The following is a 19135-nucleotide window of genomic DNA, read 5'->3' on the forward strand; positions in this document are numbered from 1 at the left end:
GGAAGGGAAGACGATGAGTGATACTATTTTTGATAAGATAATTAATCGCGAAATTCCAGCAGATATCGTTTATGAAGACGACGTTGCGTTGGCGTTTAAAGATATTAATCCGCAAGCACCGGTGCATTTACTCATTATACCAAAGCAACAAATTGCCACGGTGAATGATATTGATAAGAGCGATCGCGAGATTGTTGGGCATTTATTCTGGGTGGCTGGCGAAATTGCCCGTAAACAAGGATTTGCAGAAGAAGGTTTCCGTACCGTAATGAACTGCAATGAGTTTGGAGGCCAAACCGTTTACCATATTCACGTTCACCTTCTGGCTGGTAAGCCGTTTGGATGGCCTCCATATCAAGATCGGGTGAAGAAAAACCCGATGGAAGCCTGATGTATAGCGCTAATTGCGAGTAACTTATTAGCAGAAAAAAGCCGTAACTGATTCAGTTACGGCTTTCGCGTTTATTTTGCTCTAATAATTAATCTATTTTGCGGTTTTTGGGTTAATCCATGGCTCGCAAAATTAAGCCTTTCAGATACCAACCTTCAGGGTAGTGAATATGAACTGGATGATCAGCAGCTTGGCTAGTGCGAGCAATTATTTGCAGATCGCGGTTTGCATCTAAGCATGCATCCGCAACTACTTTTTGGAATAGCTCAGAGCTTAATAATCCAGAGCATGAGAAGGTAAATAGAATTCCGCCTGGGTTGAGTAATTTCGCGGCGATACGGTTGATATCTTTATAACCTCGGCAAGCGCGATTTAGGCTAGCTTTAGAATCAACAAACTTAGGTGGGTCAAGCACGATTACATCGAATGTTTCGCCACTTTCTGCGTAGGTGCGCAACTGCGTGAACACATCAGCTTTAATATGTTTTACTTTGCTAGCATCAAGGCCGTTCAAGGCTAAGTTCTGTATTGAAGCATCTAACGATGGCTGCGACATATCCACATTAACTACTTCTTTGGCTCCCGCAGCCGCTGCATACAAACCAAAACCTCCGGTGTAGGAAAAACAGTTCAATACTGTTTTATCTTTCACGTAAGGGCGAATGGCAGCACGGGCATCACGTTGATCGAGGTAATAACCGGTTTTGTGGCCAGCGATTACATCAACGTTGATTTTTAAACCATTTTCTTCAATTTCTATCGGCCCTGTTGGTGCATCGCCATGGCGGGCACCGGTTACCAGTTTTAAGCCTTCTTTTTGGCGGACATCCACATCAGAGCGCTCATAAATTTTGCAATCAGGATAAAGCTCATGGAGAACCGCCGTAATTGTTTCTTGGTGGTAGGAAGCGCCCGCGCTGAGCAGCTGCAAAACCAAAACATCTGCGTAGCGATCGATAGTTACCCCAGGAAGTCCATCAGATTCACCGGCGATTATGCGATAAGCATTGGTAATCGGTTCTACCAGTGTTTCACGAAGCGCTTGTGCTGCCAAAATGCGCTTGCGGAAAAATGCATGGTTAATTTCAGTGCCTTCGGTGAAGCTCCATATCCGCGCACGAATTTGCGAATGCGGTGAATATGCGGCTACGCCAAGAAACTCACCTTTATCAGTAACTACATTGATCGTAGCTCCAAGCTCGGGTTTGCCTTGTATCTTGTGAATAGCACCGCTAAACACCCAAGGATGACGACGGCGAAGCGATTTCTCGCGGCCACTTTTAATAATAATTTGTTCTGCCATTACATTACTCGCTGGCCTGGTTGTGCGCCATCATGTGGGTTAAGGATATATATCTCTTTGCCGCCGGGGCCTGCGGCTAAAACCATGCCCTCGCTCATGCCAAAGCGCATTTTTCGCGGCTTCAGATTGGCTACCATTACAGTGAGCTGGCCAATTAATTGCTCGGGGGTATAAGCTGATTTTATGCCAGCAAATACTTGCCGTTGCTCGCTACCAATATCAAGCGTTAGCTTCATTAGTTTATCGGCACCTTCAACGTGTTCTGCGTTCACAATTTTCGCTACACGCAAATCTACTTTGGCAAAATCATCAAACTCAATTTCTGCCGCTACCGGCTCAAATTCAGATTTATTGCTAACTGCTGGTTGCGCAGCCGAGGCTACTTTTGCCGGCGCAGTAGCGGCTGTGTTGTTATCTTTTGAGGCATCTAACATACTTTCAATTTTCTCGATTGGAACTCTTTGCATGAGTGCCTTAAATTTACTGATTTTATGACCAGTTAATGTAGTAGTTATGCTTTCCCAGCTAAAAGTATCATTCAAGAATGCTTGCGAATCTTCGGAAAGCTTTGGCACTACAGGTGTTAGGTAAATCATCAGCAAACGGAACAAATGAATACCCATAGAGCATACATCTTGCACTTCTTGTTCTTTGCCTTCTTGCTTTGCTAACTGCCAAGGCTCTTTCACGGCAATATATTCATTAGCACGATCGGCAAGCTTCATAATCTCCCGCATGGCCTTAGAAAACTCGCGCTCTTCATAAGCTTGCGCTATATCTTTGGCTGCGGCTTGGAAATCAGCAAGCATTGCTGGATCGTCGATTTGATCAGAAAGAATACCATCGTATTTTTTACTGATGAAGCCTGCACATCGGCTAGCAATGTTTACAACTTTGCCAACCAAATCAGAATTAACCCGTTGCGCAAAATCAGTTAAATTAAGATCAAGATCGTCGATTCGGCTACTTAATTTAGCAGCAAAATAATAACGCAAATATTCTGGATCTAGGTGATCTAGGTAAGTGCGCGCCATAATGAAGGTGCCTTTAGATTTCGACATCTTGGTACCATTAACGGTAATAAAACCGTGAGCCCAAACACTAGTGGGTTGGCGGAATTTCGCACCGCTAAGCATCGCTGGCCAGAACAAGCTGTGGAAATAGATAATATCTTTGCCGATAAAATGATAAACCTCAGCAGAACTATCTTTCTCCCAGAAATCGGCGAAACTTAAATCGCCACGTTTATCACAGTAGTTTTTAAAGCTGCTCATATAGCCGATTGGAGCATCGAGCCAAACGTAAAAATATTTACCAGGAGCATCTGGAATTTCAAAGCCAAAATAGGGCTTATCACGGCTAATATCCCACTGTTGCAAGCCTTGTTCAAACCATTCACTAAGTTTGTTAGCCATTTCTGATTGTAACGAACCCGAACGTGTCCAAGCTTTCAACATATCGCCAAACGCTGGTAAATCGAAAAAGTAATGTTCTGATTCGCGTAGTTCTGGAACAGCACCGGAAACTGCAGAGCGCGGGTTCTTTAAATCGGTTGGCGAGTAGGTGGCACCACATACATCACAGTTATCACCGTATTGATCTTCTGCGCCACAATCAGGGCACTCACCTTTTACGAAACGATCGGGCAAGAACATTTCTTTCTCTGGGTCGAACAGTTGCTCGATAGTGCGAGTGTGAATGTGGCCAGCTTCACGTAGGCGAGTATATATAAGGTTCGCTAATTCTTGGTTTTCTGGGCTATGCGTTGAATGATAGTTATCAAAGGATACTGAAAAATCGGAAAAATCACGTTGATGCGCCGTATTCATATCAGCAATCATATCTTCCGGAGCTACGCCGAGCTGCTGAGCCTTAAGCATAATGGGCGTACCGTGAGCATCATCGGCACAGACAAAATGGCATTCGTTGCCATACAAACGTTGAAAACGCACCCAAATATCAGCTTGAATGTAGCCGAGTAAATGGCCGATATGAATTGGCCCGTTCGCATAAGGAAGGGCGTTGGTCACTAAAATGCGGCGGTTATTCTCTTGGGTGCTTGCTGCCATATAAGTTCTCTATCAACCATGTTTATAAAAGAGCTTCATATTAGCTGAAAAGCGCGTTGTTTTCATCAACTGCTGTGGCTTCTGTAGGGATAAATCTCTATCATCGAAAATATAAACAACTTAATACATTTATAACACCGGTTATAAACACGGTTTTAAGGAGTAGGCAGCGATGGCTAACCATATTCAGGCACTTTGTGCTGAATTGAGAAGCAGTATATTTCCATTCGGGTTTGCGGCAGATTGGCTGCAAATCAAGGGCCAAAAAATCACGCTATCGTTGCCTTTTGCTGCTAAATCAGGTGCTAAGGAATTGATCGCATCTGCGCCTGAGCTCCACGAATATGATTGGGACATTAAACTGAGTATCAAGGCTTTGCCTGCAAAACCTGGTAAAGCGCCTCAGGGAGCGGTATTTCCCAATATTAAAAATATTATTGCGGTTGCTTCCGGCAAGGGTGGTGTGGGTAAATCGGCGGTAACGCTGAGTTTGGCAAAAGCATTACAAGCTGAGGGTGCAAGGGTAGGTATTCTAGACGGCGATATCTACGGGCCTTCGTTGCCTACGATGTTTGGCAACCAAGGCGAGCAATTAACCTTTACTCCGAATCGAAAAATGTTGCCGGTAAATGCTTGGGGCATAGAAGGCAATTCGTTGGGTTACCTTGTTGATGCCGCCGATGCTGCTATTTGGCGGGGCCCAATGGCGAGCCGAGCGGTAGAACAACTGTTCTTCGATACTCAGTGGGCAAATCTTGATTATTTGCTGGTTGATCTACCGCCAGGAACAGGCGATATTCAGCTAACGTTATCACAAAACTTTCCCCTAACTGCGGCAATTGTGGTAACTACCCCACAGAACATTGCATTAGCCGATGCGCAAAAAGGTATTGCCATGTTTCAGAAAGTTGATGTTCCGGTGATTGGGCTTATCGAAAACATGAGCTATTTTGAATGTTCTCAGTGTGGGCATCAGGAACCGATATTTGGTAGCCATGGTGGGTCTCAACTGGCGAATAAACATCAGGTTCCCTTGCTTGGGCAATGGCCACTTACTACCGCATTACGTGAAAGCTTAGATAAGGGTAAACCTTTACAAGTAAGCGACCCAGAAAATTCACTGAATAGAATTATGAGTGAAACGGCTCAGAAATTAGTGGCGAATGCTTGGGAACTGATTGTTGAGAACTGACTGTTGGCGAATAGTAAATAATAAACGGTAAATAAAATTGATGAAGTTTAATAACTTGAGGGTAGTTTAAATGCGCCTAACCGATGCACAAATTGAGCAGTATCTGGCCGACGGAATAATTGCAATCGAACCGGCACCTCTTTCAAAAGATATTAGCGGCGTTACGGTTGATATACATTTGGGTGAAAGTTTTCGTGTTTTGCAAGATCATGCTGCACCCTACATTGATATAAGTGGCCCGCGAGATGAAATTGATGCCGCGATAAAACGGGTAATGAGCGACGAAATTCGCCTCGCTGAAGGTGATGCGTTTTTTATTCATCCGGGTGAGTTCGCGCTTGCGGTAACGCACGAATCAGTAACACTGCCGCCACATGTTGTTGGCTGGCTTGATGGCCGTTCTTCATTGGCTCGTTTAGGTTTAATGGTGCACGTTACCGCACATCGAATAGACCCAGGTTGGTCGGGGCAGATTGTTCTCGAGTTTTTCAACAGTGGTAAATTACCCCTAGCGCTAAGGCCGTTAATGAAAATTGGCGCCTTGAGTTTTGAGCTACTCAGCGAACCTTGTGCTCGCCCCTATAGCCGCCGCGAAGACGCAAAGTATAGAAATCAGAAAGGTGCAGTTGCAAGCCGTATTGGTAATGATGATGAGCGTGTAAAAGTTGATCAAACCAAAAACTAAAAAGTAATATTGAAAACTAGACAACCCAACAACTGCTGTCTACCTTTACTTATGAAGGTTTGCTCAGAGGGATCTATCCTTACTGACGTCGCCGCAAGTAAATAGTGAGGGATCATGAGTAGTAAAGGGGTGGTTCAATATTACTTCGCCTATCGCAAACGAATCCAAACGTATGGTGGGTTTGCGATCATAATAGCAATCGCTTTAGTTACGTACTTGGTTTGGCAAACCGGTGGCATAAAGTTTGTGTACTCGCACTCGATGTATCTTCCCGTTTTAGCCGCAGGCCTTATTTTTGGTTTGCCTGGAGGAGTACTATTTGCGGCACTCGCGGGTGTTGCATTGGGCCCCTGGATGCCTATAGATACCAGTACCGGTGAATTGCAAGAACCTGTTAACTGGATGTATCGTACGGCCTACTTCGTTCTTATTGGTGGCCTAAGCGGCTTAGTAAACGATAGTTTCATACGATATATTGAGTACCTACGTTGGCTTGGTAGGCACGATTTAAAAACGAAACTACCGAATCGAAAATTATTATTTGAAGATATCGATGCTCTTAACAGTAATGGTTTTCGGCATCGCACAAGAGGTAATCGTTGTTTATTGATGGTAGTTAGTATCGATAACGTAAAACAACTACAGGGCGCATTTGGCTTTCGAGTTATTGATCAGATCATTAAGGTTTACAGTAAATTGTTGCAGCAGCACTTTGGAAAAACGGCAACGCTTTATCGAACGGATAGCAATCAAATAGCGGTTTTGAAAAACTCCTGCGCAGAAGATAGCTATACCGCTCAAAAAGACGTAATAGTGCTTTTAAAATCTACAGTTAGCTTTGGTTCGTACGCGGTGTACGTTTCTACTCATGCTGGTGCGATTACTATTTCTTCAGCACATGAAACACCAGAAACTTACTTGCAGCAGGCAGAAATTGCATTAGCTCATGCCTATGCAACGCAGCAAGACTGTGTGCGTTATTCATCCGCAATAGAGCTAACCGCACAGCGGAGTATTACCTTATTGGGCGATTTACAAGATGCATTGCGAGCAAAACACCTTACCATGCACTACCAACCAAAAATTGATTTGAAGTCAAATTCGGTGTGTGGGGTAGAAGCCTTAATTCGTTGGAAACACCCAATGTATGGCGATATTCCACCCTCGGATTTTATTCCACAAGCTGAACAAAGCACACTCATTTTGCAGGTTACAGAGTATGTAATTTCCCAAGTTACCCAGCAAATCATGGATTGGAAAGCGCAAGGTGTTGAGGTGCCAGTGGCAATTAATATTTCATCTCATGATCTCATGGCAAAAGGTTTTGGCGCTAAATTATTGGCGGAACTTGAGCGTTGTGAGATTGCAGGCAAAATGATTGAAATAGAGCTAACTGAAGGTTCGTTGATTAATGATTTTACTCATACTCAAATTGAGCTTTTACGTTTGAGTAAAGCAAAAATAATAATCTCTGTGGATGATTTTGGTACCGGTTATTCATCTTTACAATACCTACACCGTTTACCCATCTCTGTTATTAAAATTGATCGTAGTTTCATCCGGAATCTACCCAACGGAAATGGCGGCCGTTACATTGTTGATGCGGCCGTAACGCTAGCGAAGAATATGGGTATTGAAACGCTCGCCGAAGGCGTTGAAACGCCAGAGGCTAATGCGTATTTACGGAAAATAGGTTGTGATTCGGTGCAAGGTTTTTACTATTCTGAGGCGTTACCGGCAGATAAATTTGTGGAGTGGTATCGAAATTATGAGCCGGTTGCGGCGCACTAAGTTGTAAACGAAAACTTCATTAAAAGCTTTATGTAAAACTTAGTGCGCTAAATGCATAATATTCTATTCGTTGTAGCGATCAAACCAGTTAATAATTCGATTTAAACGTTCAACTAAATTAATTGGCTTACCAGCACGGCTCAAGCCGTGGCCCTCATTGGCGAAAACTACAAGCTCAACAGGCACATCGTTAGCTTTTAACGCGTAAAACCACTCTTCGCCTTGGCCAATTGGTGTTATGTGATCACCGTTACTGTGAATAATTAGAGTAGGGGTAACCACTTTATTTGCGTATTTAAGTGGCGAACGATCCCAATAATAATCATAGTTTTCCCAAATTGAGCCACCAAATTCGCGGATCATGGAAAGAGGAGGGAAGGCTTGAGTGCCAGCTTCTGATATCCAGTTGCTCACGCTACGCTGAGTTACCGCAGCGCGGAAACGGTCGGTTTGCGTAGTGGCCCAGTTGGTAAGAAAGCCACCGTGGCTACCACCAGTAATAAACAACCGTTCTTCGTTTAACCAACTGTAGCGGGCTAGTGTTGCATCGAGCGCAACGATATTATCGCGATAATCAGCACCACCGTAATCTAAGCGAACTTGATCGGCAAAATCTTGCCCATAGCCACTGCTGCCTCGGTAATTGGTAAATACCACGGCATAACCTCGGGCGCGCATAAGTTGCATTTCTTGAAACCATTGATGCCCCCACATACCGCCTGGGCCACCCTTAATATTGAGAATTAACGGATACGACTGGCCTTGCTGAACGCTGATTGGGCGTAAAAAGAATACATCGAGAATATCGCCGCGTTCATTTTCAGTTTGGAATACTTCAAATTCAGCTAAATCCAGTTGCGCTTGTAAGCCATCATTGAAGTTGCTTAAAACAACTGTGTTTTTGGCTTCCAAATCGTTAATTGATTGCGCTTTAACTAATCGGGGCAGGGTTGCTTCATTGTGCTCAACCCACGCCAACGAACCCGCCGGCGATATAGCAACATCAGATACTGAAACACCACGACCAGCAACATAGCGATAGCCACCTTGATTCAAATCTACTGTTTGCAGCGTTCTGCTGCCGCGATCATCAGTGGTAAACCAAAGTGCATTAGCCGCATATTGGAGGCCGCTAGGGCCATGATCCATCGATTGCGCTAACATTTGATAAGCATCGATAGTTAAATCGTAGTGTTGTAAATCCGGAGCCGCATCGGCATCAGCCCGATACACATACGCAATACTGTGATTGCCTGTCCATACTGGGCTCGAAGCATGGCCAACTGGAGTTGCTAGCTCGCGTTCATTCTCGCCACAGCGAACAAATATGGAGGAGCTAAAGTAACCGTCATTCGCTTGTGGGTGACGGTTACTCGCGTAGGTAATGCAATCACCATTTGGGGAAAAGCTTGCGCTGCCCTCATGCCATTCGGAATTTCCGGTAATTGAGGTTAGTGATTTGCTTTCTAGGTTATAGCGCCATAAACCACTTTGATCGGCACTTAAATACCCGCCTTGGCGCTTGTAAACAGCGTTGGTAATTACTGTTACATCAGGTGAAGCATTTGCTTCGTCCGCTTTTTCTAGTGGATTTTCTACACTTGGGTCGATTCGTAAGTTCAACAGTAATTCGGTACCGTTTGGGTGTATTGCAACGCTACTGATACTGCCTTGTTCAAGACGCAGTAATTCTTGTGCTTCACCACCGGAGGTAGATATTTGATACAGGGCAGTGCCGTTATCACGCCCGGAAAGAAACAGCATAGATTGGCCATCTGGGCTAAATACTGGGCTGAAATCACTCTTTTCGCGGGTGAATTGTATTGGGCTATTGCCATTTCGGCTCAGCCAAATATTACTATCACGGCTACGCTTATTTTCGCCTACTGTAGTTTTTACGAATGCGATTAAATCGCCACTATGGTTAATCTGAGTGCCGCTTAAAGATACCACATCATAATAATCTTCTGCTGTGATTGGCCGCGCTTCATCTTCAGCGTAAGCCGAAACGGAGGCACTGGCGCAAAGCACACTTAGTAATGTAAACGCAGATAACTGCTGTGAGCGATACGGCTTCAGTTTGCTCAATACTTTCATTAAATCAGATCCTTATTTTGCACGCACCGTTTATAACAGCACGTGTTTAAAGTTGTTTTATCGTTTAGCGCAAAGGCCGCGCATGCGCAGCACCGCGGAAAATGGCATTCATAAACAACACATTAATGCCATCAAGATAGGCACGAAAATTGGGCTCTTGAGTGAAACTAATCACCAACCCATTGCCTTCTGGTTGAACCATTAATAACGGTTTATAGGCAATTTGTTGCTGATTCTCAGCCCAGATATAACCACTGGCGAGCACTTCTTCAGGGCCCACATAGTTTACTACGTTGCGGCCGTGGTTGATTCTTAGCGGCGTGTAGATATCGTTACCGATGAACATAGCGTGCAGCTGTTCGTGCACGCCAGCAGTTAACCAGTGTTCTTGATCTACAGCAGTACGCGCGATAACGCCAGAAACCCAATCAGGTTGTGCATTTGGGTTACGAATATGGCGCTGATGTTCATCATCGCTATCAATTAAAATACCGTTGGCACGGCCTTGTTCAGCAATATCAGCAAGCCCATCTACCTGTGCTTTTTGCTCTAATGAACTGTTTAGTAATGGGCTATCGCCAGAAACTGCAAAACGCGTTGCGTTGCCTAAGGTAATCAAAACACCACCACGTTGTACCCACTGCCGTAAATTCTCACGGCCAGCATCACCAAGCGCTTGTTCATAATTACCACCAGCCGTAGCCGGTAGAATAAGAACTTGATAATTGGCTAAATCAGCACCGCGTAGTTGTGCTGGGCGAATGGCGGTAACCGGGTAATTAAATTCACGCTCAATAATAAAGCGTGTACTACCGGCACTTAATACACTTGCTGGCTGATCCCATAGCAATGCAATATTTGGCGCATGCATTTGTTTCATATTCGCCGAGCCTACGTTAGGCCCATCGCGCATCCAGCTCTTTGCAAGCCCAGTAACTTGCGCTCCACTTGCGTTTGCTAAATTTTGTACAACCGCAGTGAGATTCTCGGCGTTCCCCGATCGCGGTACAATTAAGCTACCAGCCGGATACTCGGTACCATTTGCATGCGTAAATGGTAAATCTGAACTACGAACCAGTAAGCCTTCGCGCAAAGCTGCGGTTAGGAACCGGCCACTATTCATATCGCCCCATGGTATTACATAACCAAAATCAGCGTCGGCATTGCTTACTTCGCCGGCTACCACACGATCGGTGCTTACTGGAGTAGTAGCTACTCGTGGCTGCTGTTGGCAAACTTCCATATCAAGGTTAAACATTAGAGGCAGCGACCAAGCGGTTACATCGTAAATCTGATCGGGTAGATTATTAGCGCGTAAACGTTCTTGTTCAGCTAAGAAATCCTCATCCATAGGCACGTTCGTATCTAGCAAGGTGCGAATGAGGTGGTAGGCAGGTTGTGAAGCCTGCACAACATAGGCACCTTGTTCGTAGCTTTCACCACAGGCTCGAAAGCTATCGTTAGCTTGGCCAACTTCAATACCCTGTTCCGAGAGTAACGCCATTAACTTGCGATTACCGGCGATATCGCGCGTATTGGGGAAAAGATAACTGCGCACCGATCCGCGGCTTCCCTGTTCTATACCTTGTTGGCGGTAATTAAAGAAACGTTGTAGTAAATCTTGCCGGCGCTCGGAAGCGGTTTCAATGGTTGCCATAAAAGCAACAAAATTACGCTGTACACCATCTGCATAGGTTAATATTTCACCATCACGCGTGCGGAACTCATGCCCACGAGCAGAACCCATTTCATAGGTCATGGCTAAGCTACCGTGATAGAGCGGCCAGCTTGCGCCGTATCCCGGATAAAAGGCATCGAATATTTCACGAGTGAAATAGTCAAATCCGAAGCTATCGAACCAAAGGGCGTTGTTTTCACCAACCCAGCTTAACCCCTCTCGTTGTTCTGTTGTGATAAAGGGGTTGTAAGGGTGCGCTTCAGGGGTAAAGTAATAACTGAGATCTCCGCCCATTTCATGAGAATCAATAAAGATTAGCGGGTAGGTTTGTAATAAGGCAGCTACTCGGCCCCGTGTTTCTGGTTGTGTAAGCGCCAGCCAATCTCGATTCATATCGAAAAGATAGTGGTTGGTTCGGCCGTTTGGCCATGGCTCATTGTGCTCTGCTGATAAGCGATCAGCCGAAGGCTCTAGGCCAACTGTTGCGTAATAGCGGCTTACAAAACGTGCTCGGCCATCGGGGTTTTGCAACGGATCAAAATACACAATCGTGTTTTCAAGCATGCTTTGCGTGCGTTCATCGTTGCTGCTGAGCAAGTGATAAGCAGTAACCATAGCCGCTTCAGCGGGTGAGATTTCGTTGCCGTGAACACTGTTCGCAATCCATACCGAGGCAGGTAATGATTCAATCAACTCGCGAGCTTGCCGGGCATTAACGGTTCGAGGATCGGCTAAGCTACGCATGCCAGCAGTGATATCTTGAAAACGATTCATGTTTTCTGCAGAACCAATAGCCGCATAAAATAGTGGCCGCCCTTGCCACGTTTGGCCGTAATCAAACAACGTTACCTGTTCAGGATGAGCTTGCGCTAACGCTTGAAAATATTGTTGAATTTGTTCTGGGCTAGAAATTCTTGAACCCGCGGGATATCCGAGTACATCCTCAATCGTAGGGGTGTTTTGGTAACGCGCTTGCGGCCATTCTGGTATCGCTTGCTCTGCTGATACTTGCCCAGAATAGGAAAAACTGCCGAGAGCTAATGCCACTGCAGATAATGCAAAGGATAATGATTTCATAACAAACACCTGTATTATTTCTTATTATTTAAATGAATGTAAATCCGTAACGGTTTCCGTAAACATATGCGGTAGCAAATGCTGTGCGGATTGTGCTAATGCGGTCAACAGTCCGTCCGTGTCGTGTCGATGGATCAATTCTTGATCGGAGGCTACACAAGAAACGATTGGGATGTTTGTGTGTAGTGGTGAAACGTTACTAATAGCTAAATCTATTGGTTGATAGCCAATTTGCTGCTCAAGCCATGCAAATTTTTGTAAAAGCGTGAGATTACCCGCCGGGCTCAATTCAGGCACAAGATTATCCACGAAAATAACTTTCGCGGGCGATTTTTTAATAGCTTGCGCAATATCTGTTACAAGTAAAGGCGGCATTACTGAAGTAAGGAAACTACCGGGGCCTAAAATGATTAAATCACTGCGTTTTAAATGCTGTAATGCTTCAGGCGTACTATTCACTTGCGGCGATAAACTCAAACGTTGAGGCATAGTGCCTAATTCATCGATGCGAATTTCGCCAAAACATTGCAGGTTATTATCCAATTCCGCGAGCAAATCTGTGGGCATTTCCGACATTGGTAAAATACGATTATTTACTTTTAACAACCGGCTAAGGAGCTGAATACCATCGATAGGCCGCGCAGAGAGAGCATCTAGGCTGTATAGCAGTAGATTACCCAAATTGTGGCCATCTAGGTTGGAATCACTATTAAAACGATAATTTAATACTTCCTTGGCTAGTGGTTGATTGGCTAATTGCGACATACAGTTACGGATATCACCCCAAGCGATGCATTGATGATGTTTGCGCAGCATACCAGTAGAACCACCGTTATCGGTGGTGGTTACAATACCTACCAATCGGCGATCTAGAAAAGACAAGGTAGACATAACTCTACCTAGGCCGTGGCCACCGCCTATAGCGGTGATCCGTAATGATGATAGCGCCTGTTTATCACTAGCGGTTTGCGAATGAATAACCATAGAACCTTTAATTTTTGCTTTTGGTTTTACCAACTATATAACTTGCGAGCCGAAGTGTGAATAAAAACGATGCGGAACATAGCCAAAGTAGCGTAAATTCTGGCAAGATAGCAGCGCTTTGATAGAGGATTAGTAATATGCCTAGCAATAAAAACACCGGTGCTCGCTATTTTGGCGTTCGTCTATACAGCGTGCTCTTGTATGTAATGATGCCACTTATACTGCTTTATTTATGGTGGCATGGCCGCAATAACCTCGCTTATCGGCATCGAATGAAAGAACGATTTTGTAGCCAGCAGATCGATAAAAAATGGCGCGGAGCCATTGTTTTTCATTGCGTTTCGGTAGGTGAATTTATAGCCGCTAGGCCTTTAATTGATATATTTGTAAATGATGAAAGTGGCCGGCCCGTGGCGATTACCTGCATGACACCCACTGCATCTGAGCTTATTCAGAAGGTGTACGGCGATCGGGTATATCATTGCTACATTCCGTTTGATACGCCGCGAGCAATTAAGCGGTTTTACGCACGATTACAGCCAAGTGCTTTGGTTATATTAGAAACAGAGTTATGGCCGAATCTTGTGTTATATGGTCGACAACAAAACATTCCAGTGGCAGTAGTAAACGGCCGAATGTCGGCGCAATCAGCGCGCGGTTATACCCGAATGGAATGGCTATTTAAACCCGTTTGGGGCGCTTTGAATTACTGTGGTGCACAATCCCAAACTGCCGCTGAGCGCTTTTTAGATATCGGCGTGACAGAACATGCTTTAGAAGTTTCTGGCAATCTTAAGTTCGATATTAGTATTTCCGATAATGTTCTGGCAGATATTGATAGTTACCGCGAGTTGTTTGGCGATCGGCCAATTATTACAGCAGGTAGCACGCACGATGGCGAAGAAACTGAGATATTGGCTGCATTTGAAAAAGTGTTACAAGTAAAGCCAAAAGCATTGTTAATTATGGTGCCTCGGCACCAAGAAAGGTTTGCAGCCGTTGCAGGGCTTATCAAGCAAAGAAACCTGAGGATGGTGCAGCGCAGCAGTGGCCGGCCAATAACCGCCGATACTCAAGTGTTACTCGCGGATACGATGGGGGAACTATTGCTTTGGTACGGGGTATGTAAAGTTGCTTTTGTGGGCGGTAGTTTAATTGAACGTGGAGGCCACAACCCATTAGAGGTAATCGCATTTGCGAAACCATTGATTAGCGGGCGGCATACCTTTAATTTTAGCGAAATTTACAATCAATTAGATAGCCGGCAGGCAGTACGCTGGGTTCATTCAGCCGATTCGTTAGCCGATACTCTTATCGGTTTACTTACCACTATTGAAACGGCCGAACGCATCAGCCGCGATGCGCAACGGGTTTTCGCCGAGCATAGTGGTGCAGGCCAACGCATATATGTGCGCATTCAGCAACTTCTGAGTGCCTCATAATTTGGGAGTGGGGTGATGAGCCGCGGATTGAATAAGGCTATTGAAAACAGAGAGCACCAAGGTAACTATACTCGTGTTGTTAACCCTCCACAGTTGGGAACAGCCGAAGAGTGGCTTGAGCCAAGCTTTTGGCAAAAACAAAATGCAGTTGTTGGCCAATCGAAAGGAAGAAATGTTGTTTGGTTTGTTACTGATGGTGCCCGAGAATTTGTTTTACGGCACTATTATCGAGGTGGTTTACCGGGAAAACTGATTACCGATCAATTTATCTATACTGGCGTGGAAAATACGCGCAGTATGGCTGAGTTCAATCTATTATTACATTTGGCTGATCAAGGCCTACCGGTGCCAAGGCCCGTTGCAGCGAGAGTAGAACGCAGGGGGTTGATATATAGAGCGAGTTTGTTAATTGAGCGCATTGCTGGTGCCCGTGATATTTTCCAATTAGTTTGTGCCGCACCATTGCCAATGAAAACGTGGGAGCACATCGGTTCTATGCTGGCGGCCTTCCATCATGCTGGTGTTTACCACAGTGATTTGAATTGCCATAACATTCTGTGGCAAGACCAGAATGATATTGCTAAACCTTGGTTGATTGATTTTGACCGCTGTGAGCTTCGCCGAAGCGGTGTCTGGAAGGCGGCAAATATTGCAAGATTAAGGCGCTCTTTTGAAAAGGAATTACGCTTACAACCAAGCTTCTATTGGCAAGAAGGAGATTGGCAAGCTTTACTCAAGGGATATGAGCAGGGGTAATTGCCAAGAGGTAAAAAAATATGACAACGTTAAAGATTCGAAATTTGATAGGTGTTGCTGGGCTCGTAATCGGTACTGTTGGTGTTAGCTATACAGCAAGCGCGGAAGATGCAAACTTATGCCTGAGCACTGATACCGGAACTCATAAAGTTGCTGCTGAATTTGCCATCACCGCAGAAACTCGGGCGCAAGGCCTGATGATGCGAGAATCACTGGCAGAAAATGCGGCAATGTTGTTTGTGTATGAACGAACCGGCCAGCGAAGTTTTTGGATGTACCGAACTTTGATACCGTTAGATATCGCTTATATTAGCAGCGAAGGCGAGATTCTAGATATTCAACAGATGCAACCATGCCGCAGCTATTGGAGCAATCGTTGCCCTAGTTACCCGGCTGGCGCCCCATTTAAATATGCACTTGAAGTGAATTTAGGTAAATTCAATGAATGGGGCGTTGCCGTAGGCGATCGCTTATTCAATAGCGATTGCGAAACAACTATAGAGGAAGTGCAACCATGGCGTTCTTAATTCGAATGATAGCGGTAGGTATGTTGGCATTTCTGCTTACAGCTTGTGCTAGTACAGATAGCGCTAGCTCAGCAAGTAAATCGCAACCGCCGCCCGGCGTACAAGATCTAAGTAGTGAAATTCTCAACCAATATTTAATCCAGGGGCGCACGCAAGTACACGATATTCAACGTTGGTGGGGCCGGCCGCAAGCACAAGGCGTAAGCGGGGATTTTCAGTGGTATAACTATACTTATGTAGGTGCTGCTGGCACGCTTCCGCAAAATGCTGGTGATACGAAGATGGTTACCCTTACCGTTTACTTTATGGTGGATACAGGCTTATTAGCCGATTATGATTTGCAAGTGCGTGTGTTTCCGGCACATACACTGAATCGTTGATATTTAGGCAACCTTTTCGGTTTTGTTGAGTTTCACCTTGCCAATCTAGCGCCGCAATGGAAGATATTATGGATTACGCAGTACACATTTTTGGTGCCTTGGCACTTATTATTAATTTTATCGGTTACCGCCAAGAAACCGTTAATGGCTATCGTTTAATATCAGCTTTTGCGTTGGCCTGTTTAAGTATTCATTTCTTTATGCTCGGCGCTTCAGCTGCGGGTATTGGCTTAGCCATTGGCGCGGTTCGAAATATCGTAGCTATTCGCTATCAAAGCATTTCCGTATTGCTCGTTTTTGTTTTACTTAATATCGTTTTCTGCCTTTGGGAATGGTTCGTTTTGCAAAACTCAGTGGTGCTTTTCATTGCGTACACTGCTTCGCTGATTTTTACCGTTGGCTCTATCATTTTGAAAAGTGCCCATGCCATTAGGCGTTGGTTTATTCTTGCTGAATCACTGATGCTGATTTATTCAATTTTGGTGCTTAGCCCATTTGGTGTGTTGTTTAATGTTTCAAATTTAATTAGCATTTTCCTCAAGTTACGCAGCGAGAAAAGATTAGCTGCGGCCGCCGAAGTGGGTGTTGCGAAGGGCATGCAGGAATAAAAGAATAACTATTAATTAAAACAGCGGTTCTACCGAGGTTTACATATTGCGAAAACTAACAAAACAATAGGAATAAAGGTATGCGGAAAGTTTCATCATTGGCATTCGGAATTGCCTTAGCGCTTGGTTTAGCAGCGTGTTCAGAAGCACCATCAGAGAATACTGAGGGCAATACAAGTAGCGTTAACCAAACGCAATTAAGCTCTGGTGTACAAACTGAAAACTTAGATACTTCAGTGCGTGCGCAAGATAATTTCTTTCGCTACGTAAATGGCCAATGGCTGGCGCGTACTGAAATACCAAGTGATCGTGCGCGCTGGGGAAGCTTCGATGAATTGCGTGAGCGTGCTGAGGAGCACGTACTGGAAATTGTTCGAGAAGCGGCAAATGGCAGCGGTGCTGCTGGCAGTAACCAACAAAAAATCGGTGATTTGTTTCGCTCATATATGGATGAAGAGCGCATTGAAGAACTTGGCCTAAGCCCGTTAGCTGAAGATTTTGCTACAATTGATGCGTTGGATTCTCATGCTGCTTTAGCCACTTATTGGGGAGAACAGCAGCGCTACCGTGCTGGTACACCTATCGCTCTGAGCGTTGGCCAAGATCAAATGAGTTCTGATCAGTACGTTACCTCGTTAAGCCAATCCGGTTTGGGGTTACCCGACCGTGATTATTATTTAAGCGATGATGAACGCAATCAAATATTGCGCAGGCAATATGCCGAATTCATCCAAGAGCTTTGGAATGAGGCAGGTTGGGCGAATGCCGAAACAGCAGCGGAAACCATACTTGCAATTGAAACTCAGATTGCAGCAGAGCATTGGAGCAGAATTCAAAATCGTGATCGTGTTGCCTCATATAACAAAATGAGTATCGAAGAACTTACCGAGGCAGCGCCAGATTTTGATTGGCAGGCCTTTATTGCTGCGGCTGATTTAGATATAGCGGAAATCGTTGTTCGGCAACCTGATTACATGGCTGCATTTGCTCGCATGCAAAATAATATTGCCGTAGCTGATTGGCAAACGTATCTAAAATTCCATGCTTTGCGTTCATCAGCTAGCATGTTAAGTAGTAATTTTGCCGCTGTTAGTTTTGATTTCTATGGCCGAATTCTACAAGGCCTTGAGGAAGATCGTTCACGTGAGCGCCGGGCGGTAAGTGCAGTGGAGAGCGTACTGGGCTTCATGGTTGGCGAAGAATACGTAGCGCGCCATTTTAAACCTGAAGCACAAGAGCGAATGGCCGAGATGGTTGATAATATTTTAATCGCGTTTGGTGAAGCGATCGACCAACTTGATTGGATGACAGCAGAAACAAAAACACAAGCACATGAAAAACTGGCTACTTTCACTACGAAAATCGGGTATCCAGAAAAATGGCGTAATTATGATTGCGTTACTATCGAAGCAGATGATTTGTTTGGAAACATGCGCCGCTCAGCTGATTGTGAATACGATCGCATGATAAGTCGTTTAGGTGAGCCTGTTGATGCTTATGATTGGGGTATGACACCGCAAACGGTTAATGCATATTATCGCTCTACTATGAATGAAATCGTTTTTCCTGCTGCCATTCTACAGCCACCATTTTTTGATGTTAACGCCGATGATGCAGTAAATTATGGTGCAATTGGTGCAGTAATCGGCCACGAAATAACCCATGGCTTTGATGACCAAGGCCGGCGTTCAGATGGTGATGGTAATTTACGTGATTGGTGGAGCCCGGTTGATGAAGAACAGTTCAGAACGCGCGCGCAACAGGTAGTTGATCAATTTAGCGCGTTTAATCCAATAGACGATTTATACCTACAAGGTGCATTGAGCTTGGGTGAAAATATCGCAGATTTAGGTGGCCTAAACGTAGCGCTTCGCGGTTATCGGAATTCACTGGCGGGTAATGAGGCACCAGTGATAGATGGTTTCACCGGCGAACAACGTTTCTTTGTTGGCTGGGGGCAAATTTGGCGCATTAAGTTCCGTGATGAAGCGTTGCGCCGGCAAGTAGTGGTGGGCCCACACTCACCTGGTAAGTATCGCGTTCTTGGGCCGTTATCTAACATGCCAGAGTTTTACCAAGCGTTTGATGTGGAGCCAGGCGATGAAATGTATCGCGGCGATGATATTCGCGTGAAAATTTGGTAGTTCAGGCACTC

At 45.0% G+C, this 19135-nt stretch carries 15 protein-coding genes; 10 read left to right on the forward strand and 5 right to left on the reverse strand.

Annotation, left to right across the window (positions count from 1 at the left end):
* Positions 1-13: 13 nt before the first annotated feature.
* Positions 14-391 (forward strand): histidine triad nucleotide-binding protein, encoded by a 378-nt coding sequence (locus A28LD_RS03850; RefSeq protein ID WP_007419755.1) that lies wholly within the window; start codon positions 14-16, stop codon positions 389-391.
* A gap of 112 nt (positions 392-503) precedes the next feature.
* Here the strand turns inward: A28LD_RS03850 and A28LD_RS03855 are convergent, their stop codons facing one another.
* Together A28LD_RS03855 and metG are read right to left on the reverse strand one after the other, a co-directional pair.
* Positions 504-1694: a class I SAM-dependent rRNA methyltransferase gene (locus A28LD_RS03855; protein ID WP_007419756.1), complete on the reverse strand. Its 1191-nt coding sequence runs from the start codon at positions 1692-1694 to the stop codon at positions 504-506.
* Entirely contained in the window at positions 1694-3763 is a 2070-nt protein-coding gene (metG, locus tag A28LD_RS03860) for a methionine--tRNA ligase (RefSeq protein ID WP_007419757.1), read from the reverse strand. The genes A28LD_RS03855 and metG overlap by 1 nt, the downstream gene beginning before the upstream one ends.
* A gap of 172 nt (positions 3764-3935) precedes the next feature.
* Here metG and apbC point away from each other — a divergent pair, with 172 nt between their 5' ends.
* From apbC to A28LD_RS03875, 3 genes are all read left to right on the forward strand, one after another.
* A complete protein-coding gene (apbC, locus tag A28LD_RS03865; RefSeq protein ID WP_007419758.1) occupies positions 3936-4955 on the forward strand; it encodes an iron-sulfur cluster carrier protein ApbC in 1020 nt (339 codons plus the stop codon).
* A gap of 70 nt (positions 4956-5025) precedes the next feature.
* Entirely contained in the window at positions 5026-5640 is a 615-nt protein-coding gene (gene dcd, locus A28LD_RS03870; protein WP_007419759.1) for a dCTP deaminase, read from the forward strand.
* A gap of 114 nt (positions 5641-5754) precedes the next feature.
* Positions 5755-7431 carry a putative bifunctional diguanylate cyclase/phosphodiesterase gene (locus tag A28LD_RS03875; RefSeq protein ID WP_007419760.1) on the forward strand — a complete coding sequence of 559 codons (1677 nt, stop codon included), beginning with the start codon at positions 5755-5757 and terminating at the stop codon, positions 7429-7431.
* Between the two features lie 63 nt (positions 7432-7494).
* On the opposite strand, the gene A28LD_RS03880 is transcribed toward A28LD_RS03875, so the two are convergent.
* The 3 genes from A28LD_RS03880 to A28LD_RS03890 form a co-directional block, all read right to left on the reverse strand.
* A complete protein-coding gene (locus A28LD_RS03880) occupies positions 7495-9528 on the reverse strand; it encodes a S9 family peptidase (protein ID WP_007419761.1) in 2034 nt (677 codons plus the stop codon).
* A gap of 64 nt (positions 9529-9592) precedes the next feature.
* Positions 9593-12283, reverse strand: coding sequence for a M14 family metallopeptidase (locus A28LD_RS03885; protein WP_007419762.1), 2691 nt, complete (start codon positions 12281-12283; stop codon positions 9593-9595).
* Between the two features lie 24 nt (positions 12284-12307).
* Positions 12308-13267, reverse strand: a complete 960-nt coding sequence (locus tag A28LD_RS03890; RefSeq protein ID WP_007419763.1) for a gluconeogenesis factor YvcK family protein — start codon at positions 13265-13267, stop codon at positions 12308-12310.
* A gap of 137 nt (positions 13268-13404) precedes the next feature.
* Between A28LD_RS03890 and waaA the strand changes: the two genes are divergently transcribed.
* The 6 genes from waaA (at position 13405) to A28LD_RS03920 (ending at position 19124) form a co-directional block, all read left to right on the forward strand.
* Positions 13405-14709, forward strand: a complete 1305-nt coding sequence (waaA, locus tag A28LD_RS03895) for a lipid IV(A) 3-deoxy-D-manno-octulosonic acid transferase (RefSeq protein WP_007419764.1) — start codon at positions 13405-13407, stop codon at positions 14707-14709.
* Positions 14710-14724: 15 nt separating this feature from the next.
* On the forward strand, positions 14725-15465 hold the full coding sequence (locus A28LD_RS03900) for a 3-deoxy-D-manno-octulosonic acid kinase (protein ID WP_007419765.1): 741 nt from the start codon (positions 14725-14727) through the stop codon (positions 15463-15465).
* Positions 15466-15485: 20 nt separating this feature from the next.
* Positions 15486-15992 (forward strand): DUF192 domain-containing protein, encoded by a 507-nt coding sequence (locus tag A28LD_RS03905; RefSeq protein ID WP_007419766.1) that lies wholly within the window; start codon positions 15486-15488, stop codon positions 15990-15992.
* On the forward strand, positions 15980-16372 hold the full coding sequence (locus tag A28LD_RS03910) for a hypothetical protein (RefSeq protein ID WP_007419767.1): 393 nt from the start codon (positions 15980-15982) through the stop codon (positions 16370-16372). The genes A28LD_RS03905 and A28LD_RS03910 overlap by 13 nt, the downstream gene beginning before the upstream one ends.
* A gap of 68 nt (positions 16373-16440) precedes the next feature.
* Positions 16441-16980, forward strand: a complete 540-nt coding sequence (locus A28LD_RS03915) for a YgjV family protein (protein ID WP_007419768.1) — start codon at positions 16441-16443, stop codon at positions 16978-16980.
* An 80-nt stretch (positions 16981-17060) separates the two neighbouring features.
* Positions 17061-19124, forward strand: a complete 2064-nt coding sequence (locus A28LD_RS03920) for a M13 family metallopeptidase (protein ID WP_007419769.1) — start codon at positions 17061-17063, stop codon at positions 19122-19124.
* The last annotated feature ends 11 nt before the right edge of the window (positions 19125-19135 follow it).

It is taken from the genome of Idiomarina sp. A28L (assembly GCF_000218785.1).
Lineage (GTDB): Bacteria > Pseudomonadota > Gammaproteobacteria > Enterobacterales > Alteromonadaceae > Aliidiomarina.

Coding starts and splice junctions, on each gene's coding strand:
- A28LD_RS03905 (WP_007419766.1), top strand. CDS start 15,486: ATGACAACGTTAAAGATTCGAAATTTGATAGGTGTTGCTGGGCTCGTA.
- apbC (WP_007419758.1), top strand. CDS start 3,936: ATGGCTAACCATATTCAGGCACTTTGTGCTGAATTGAGAAGCAGTATA.
- dcd (WP_007419759.1), top strand. CDS start 5,026: ATGCGCCTAACCGATGCACAAATTGAGCAGTATCTGGCCGACGGAATA.
- A28LD_RS03900 (WP_007419765.1), top strand. CDS start 14,725: ATGAGCCGCGGATTGAATAAGGCTATTGAAAACAGAGAGCACCAAGGT.
- A28LD_RS03875 (WP_007419760.1), top strand. CDS start 5,755: ATGAGTAGTAAAGGGGTGGTTCAATATTACTTCGCCTATCGCAAACGA.
- A28LD_RS03880 (WP_007419761.1), bottom strand. CDS start 9,528: ATGAAAGTATTGAGCAAACTGAAGCCGTATCGCTCACAGCAGTTATCT.
- A28LD_RS03910 (WP_007419767.1), top strand. CDS start 15,980: ATGGCGTTCTTAATTCGAATGATAGCGGTAGGTATGTTGGCATTTCTG.
- A28LD_RS03885 (WP_007419762.1), bottom strand. CDS start 12,283: ATGAAATCATTATCCTTTGCATTATCTGCAGTGGCATTAGCTCTCGGC.
- A28LD_RS03850 (WP_007419755.1), top strand. CDS start 14: ATGAGTGATACTATTTTTGATAAGATAATTAATCGCGAAATTCCAGCA.
- A28LD_RS03920 (WP_007419769.1), top strand. CDS start 17,061: ATGCGGAAAGTTTCATCATTGGCATTCGGAATTGCCTTAGCGCTTGGT.
- metG (WP_007419757.1), bottom strand. CDS start 3,763: ATGGCAGCAAGCACCCAAGAGAATAACCGCCGCATTTTAGTGACCAAC.
- A28LD_RS03915 (WP_007419768.1), top strand. CDS start 16,441: ATGGATTACGCAGTACACATTTTTGGTGCCTTGGCACTTATTATTAAT.
- A28LD_RS03890 (WP_007419763.1), bottom strand. CDS start 13,267: ATGGTTATTCATTCGCAAACCGCTAGTGATAAACAGGCGCTATCATCA.
- A28LD_RS03855 (WP_007419756.1), bottom strand. CDS start 1,694: ATGGCAGAACAAATTATTATTAAAAGTGGCCGCGAGAAATCGCTTCGC.
- waaA (WP_007419764.1), top strand. CDS start 13,405: ATGCCTAGCAATAAAAACACCGGTGCTCGCTATTTTGGCGTTCGTCTA.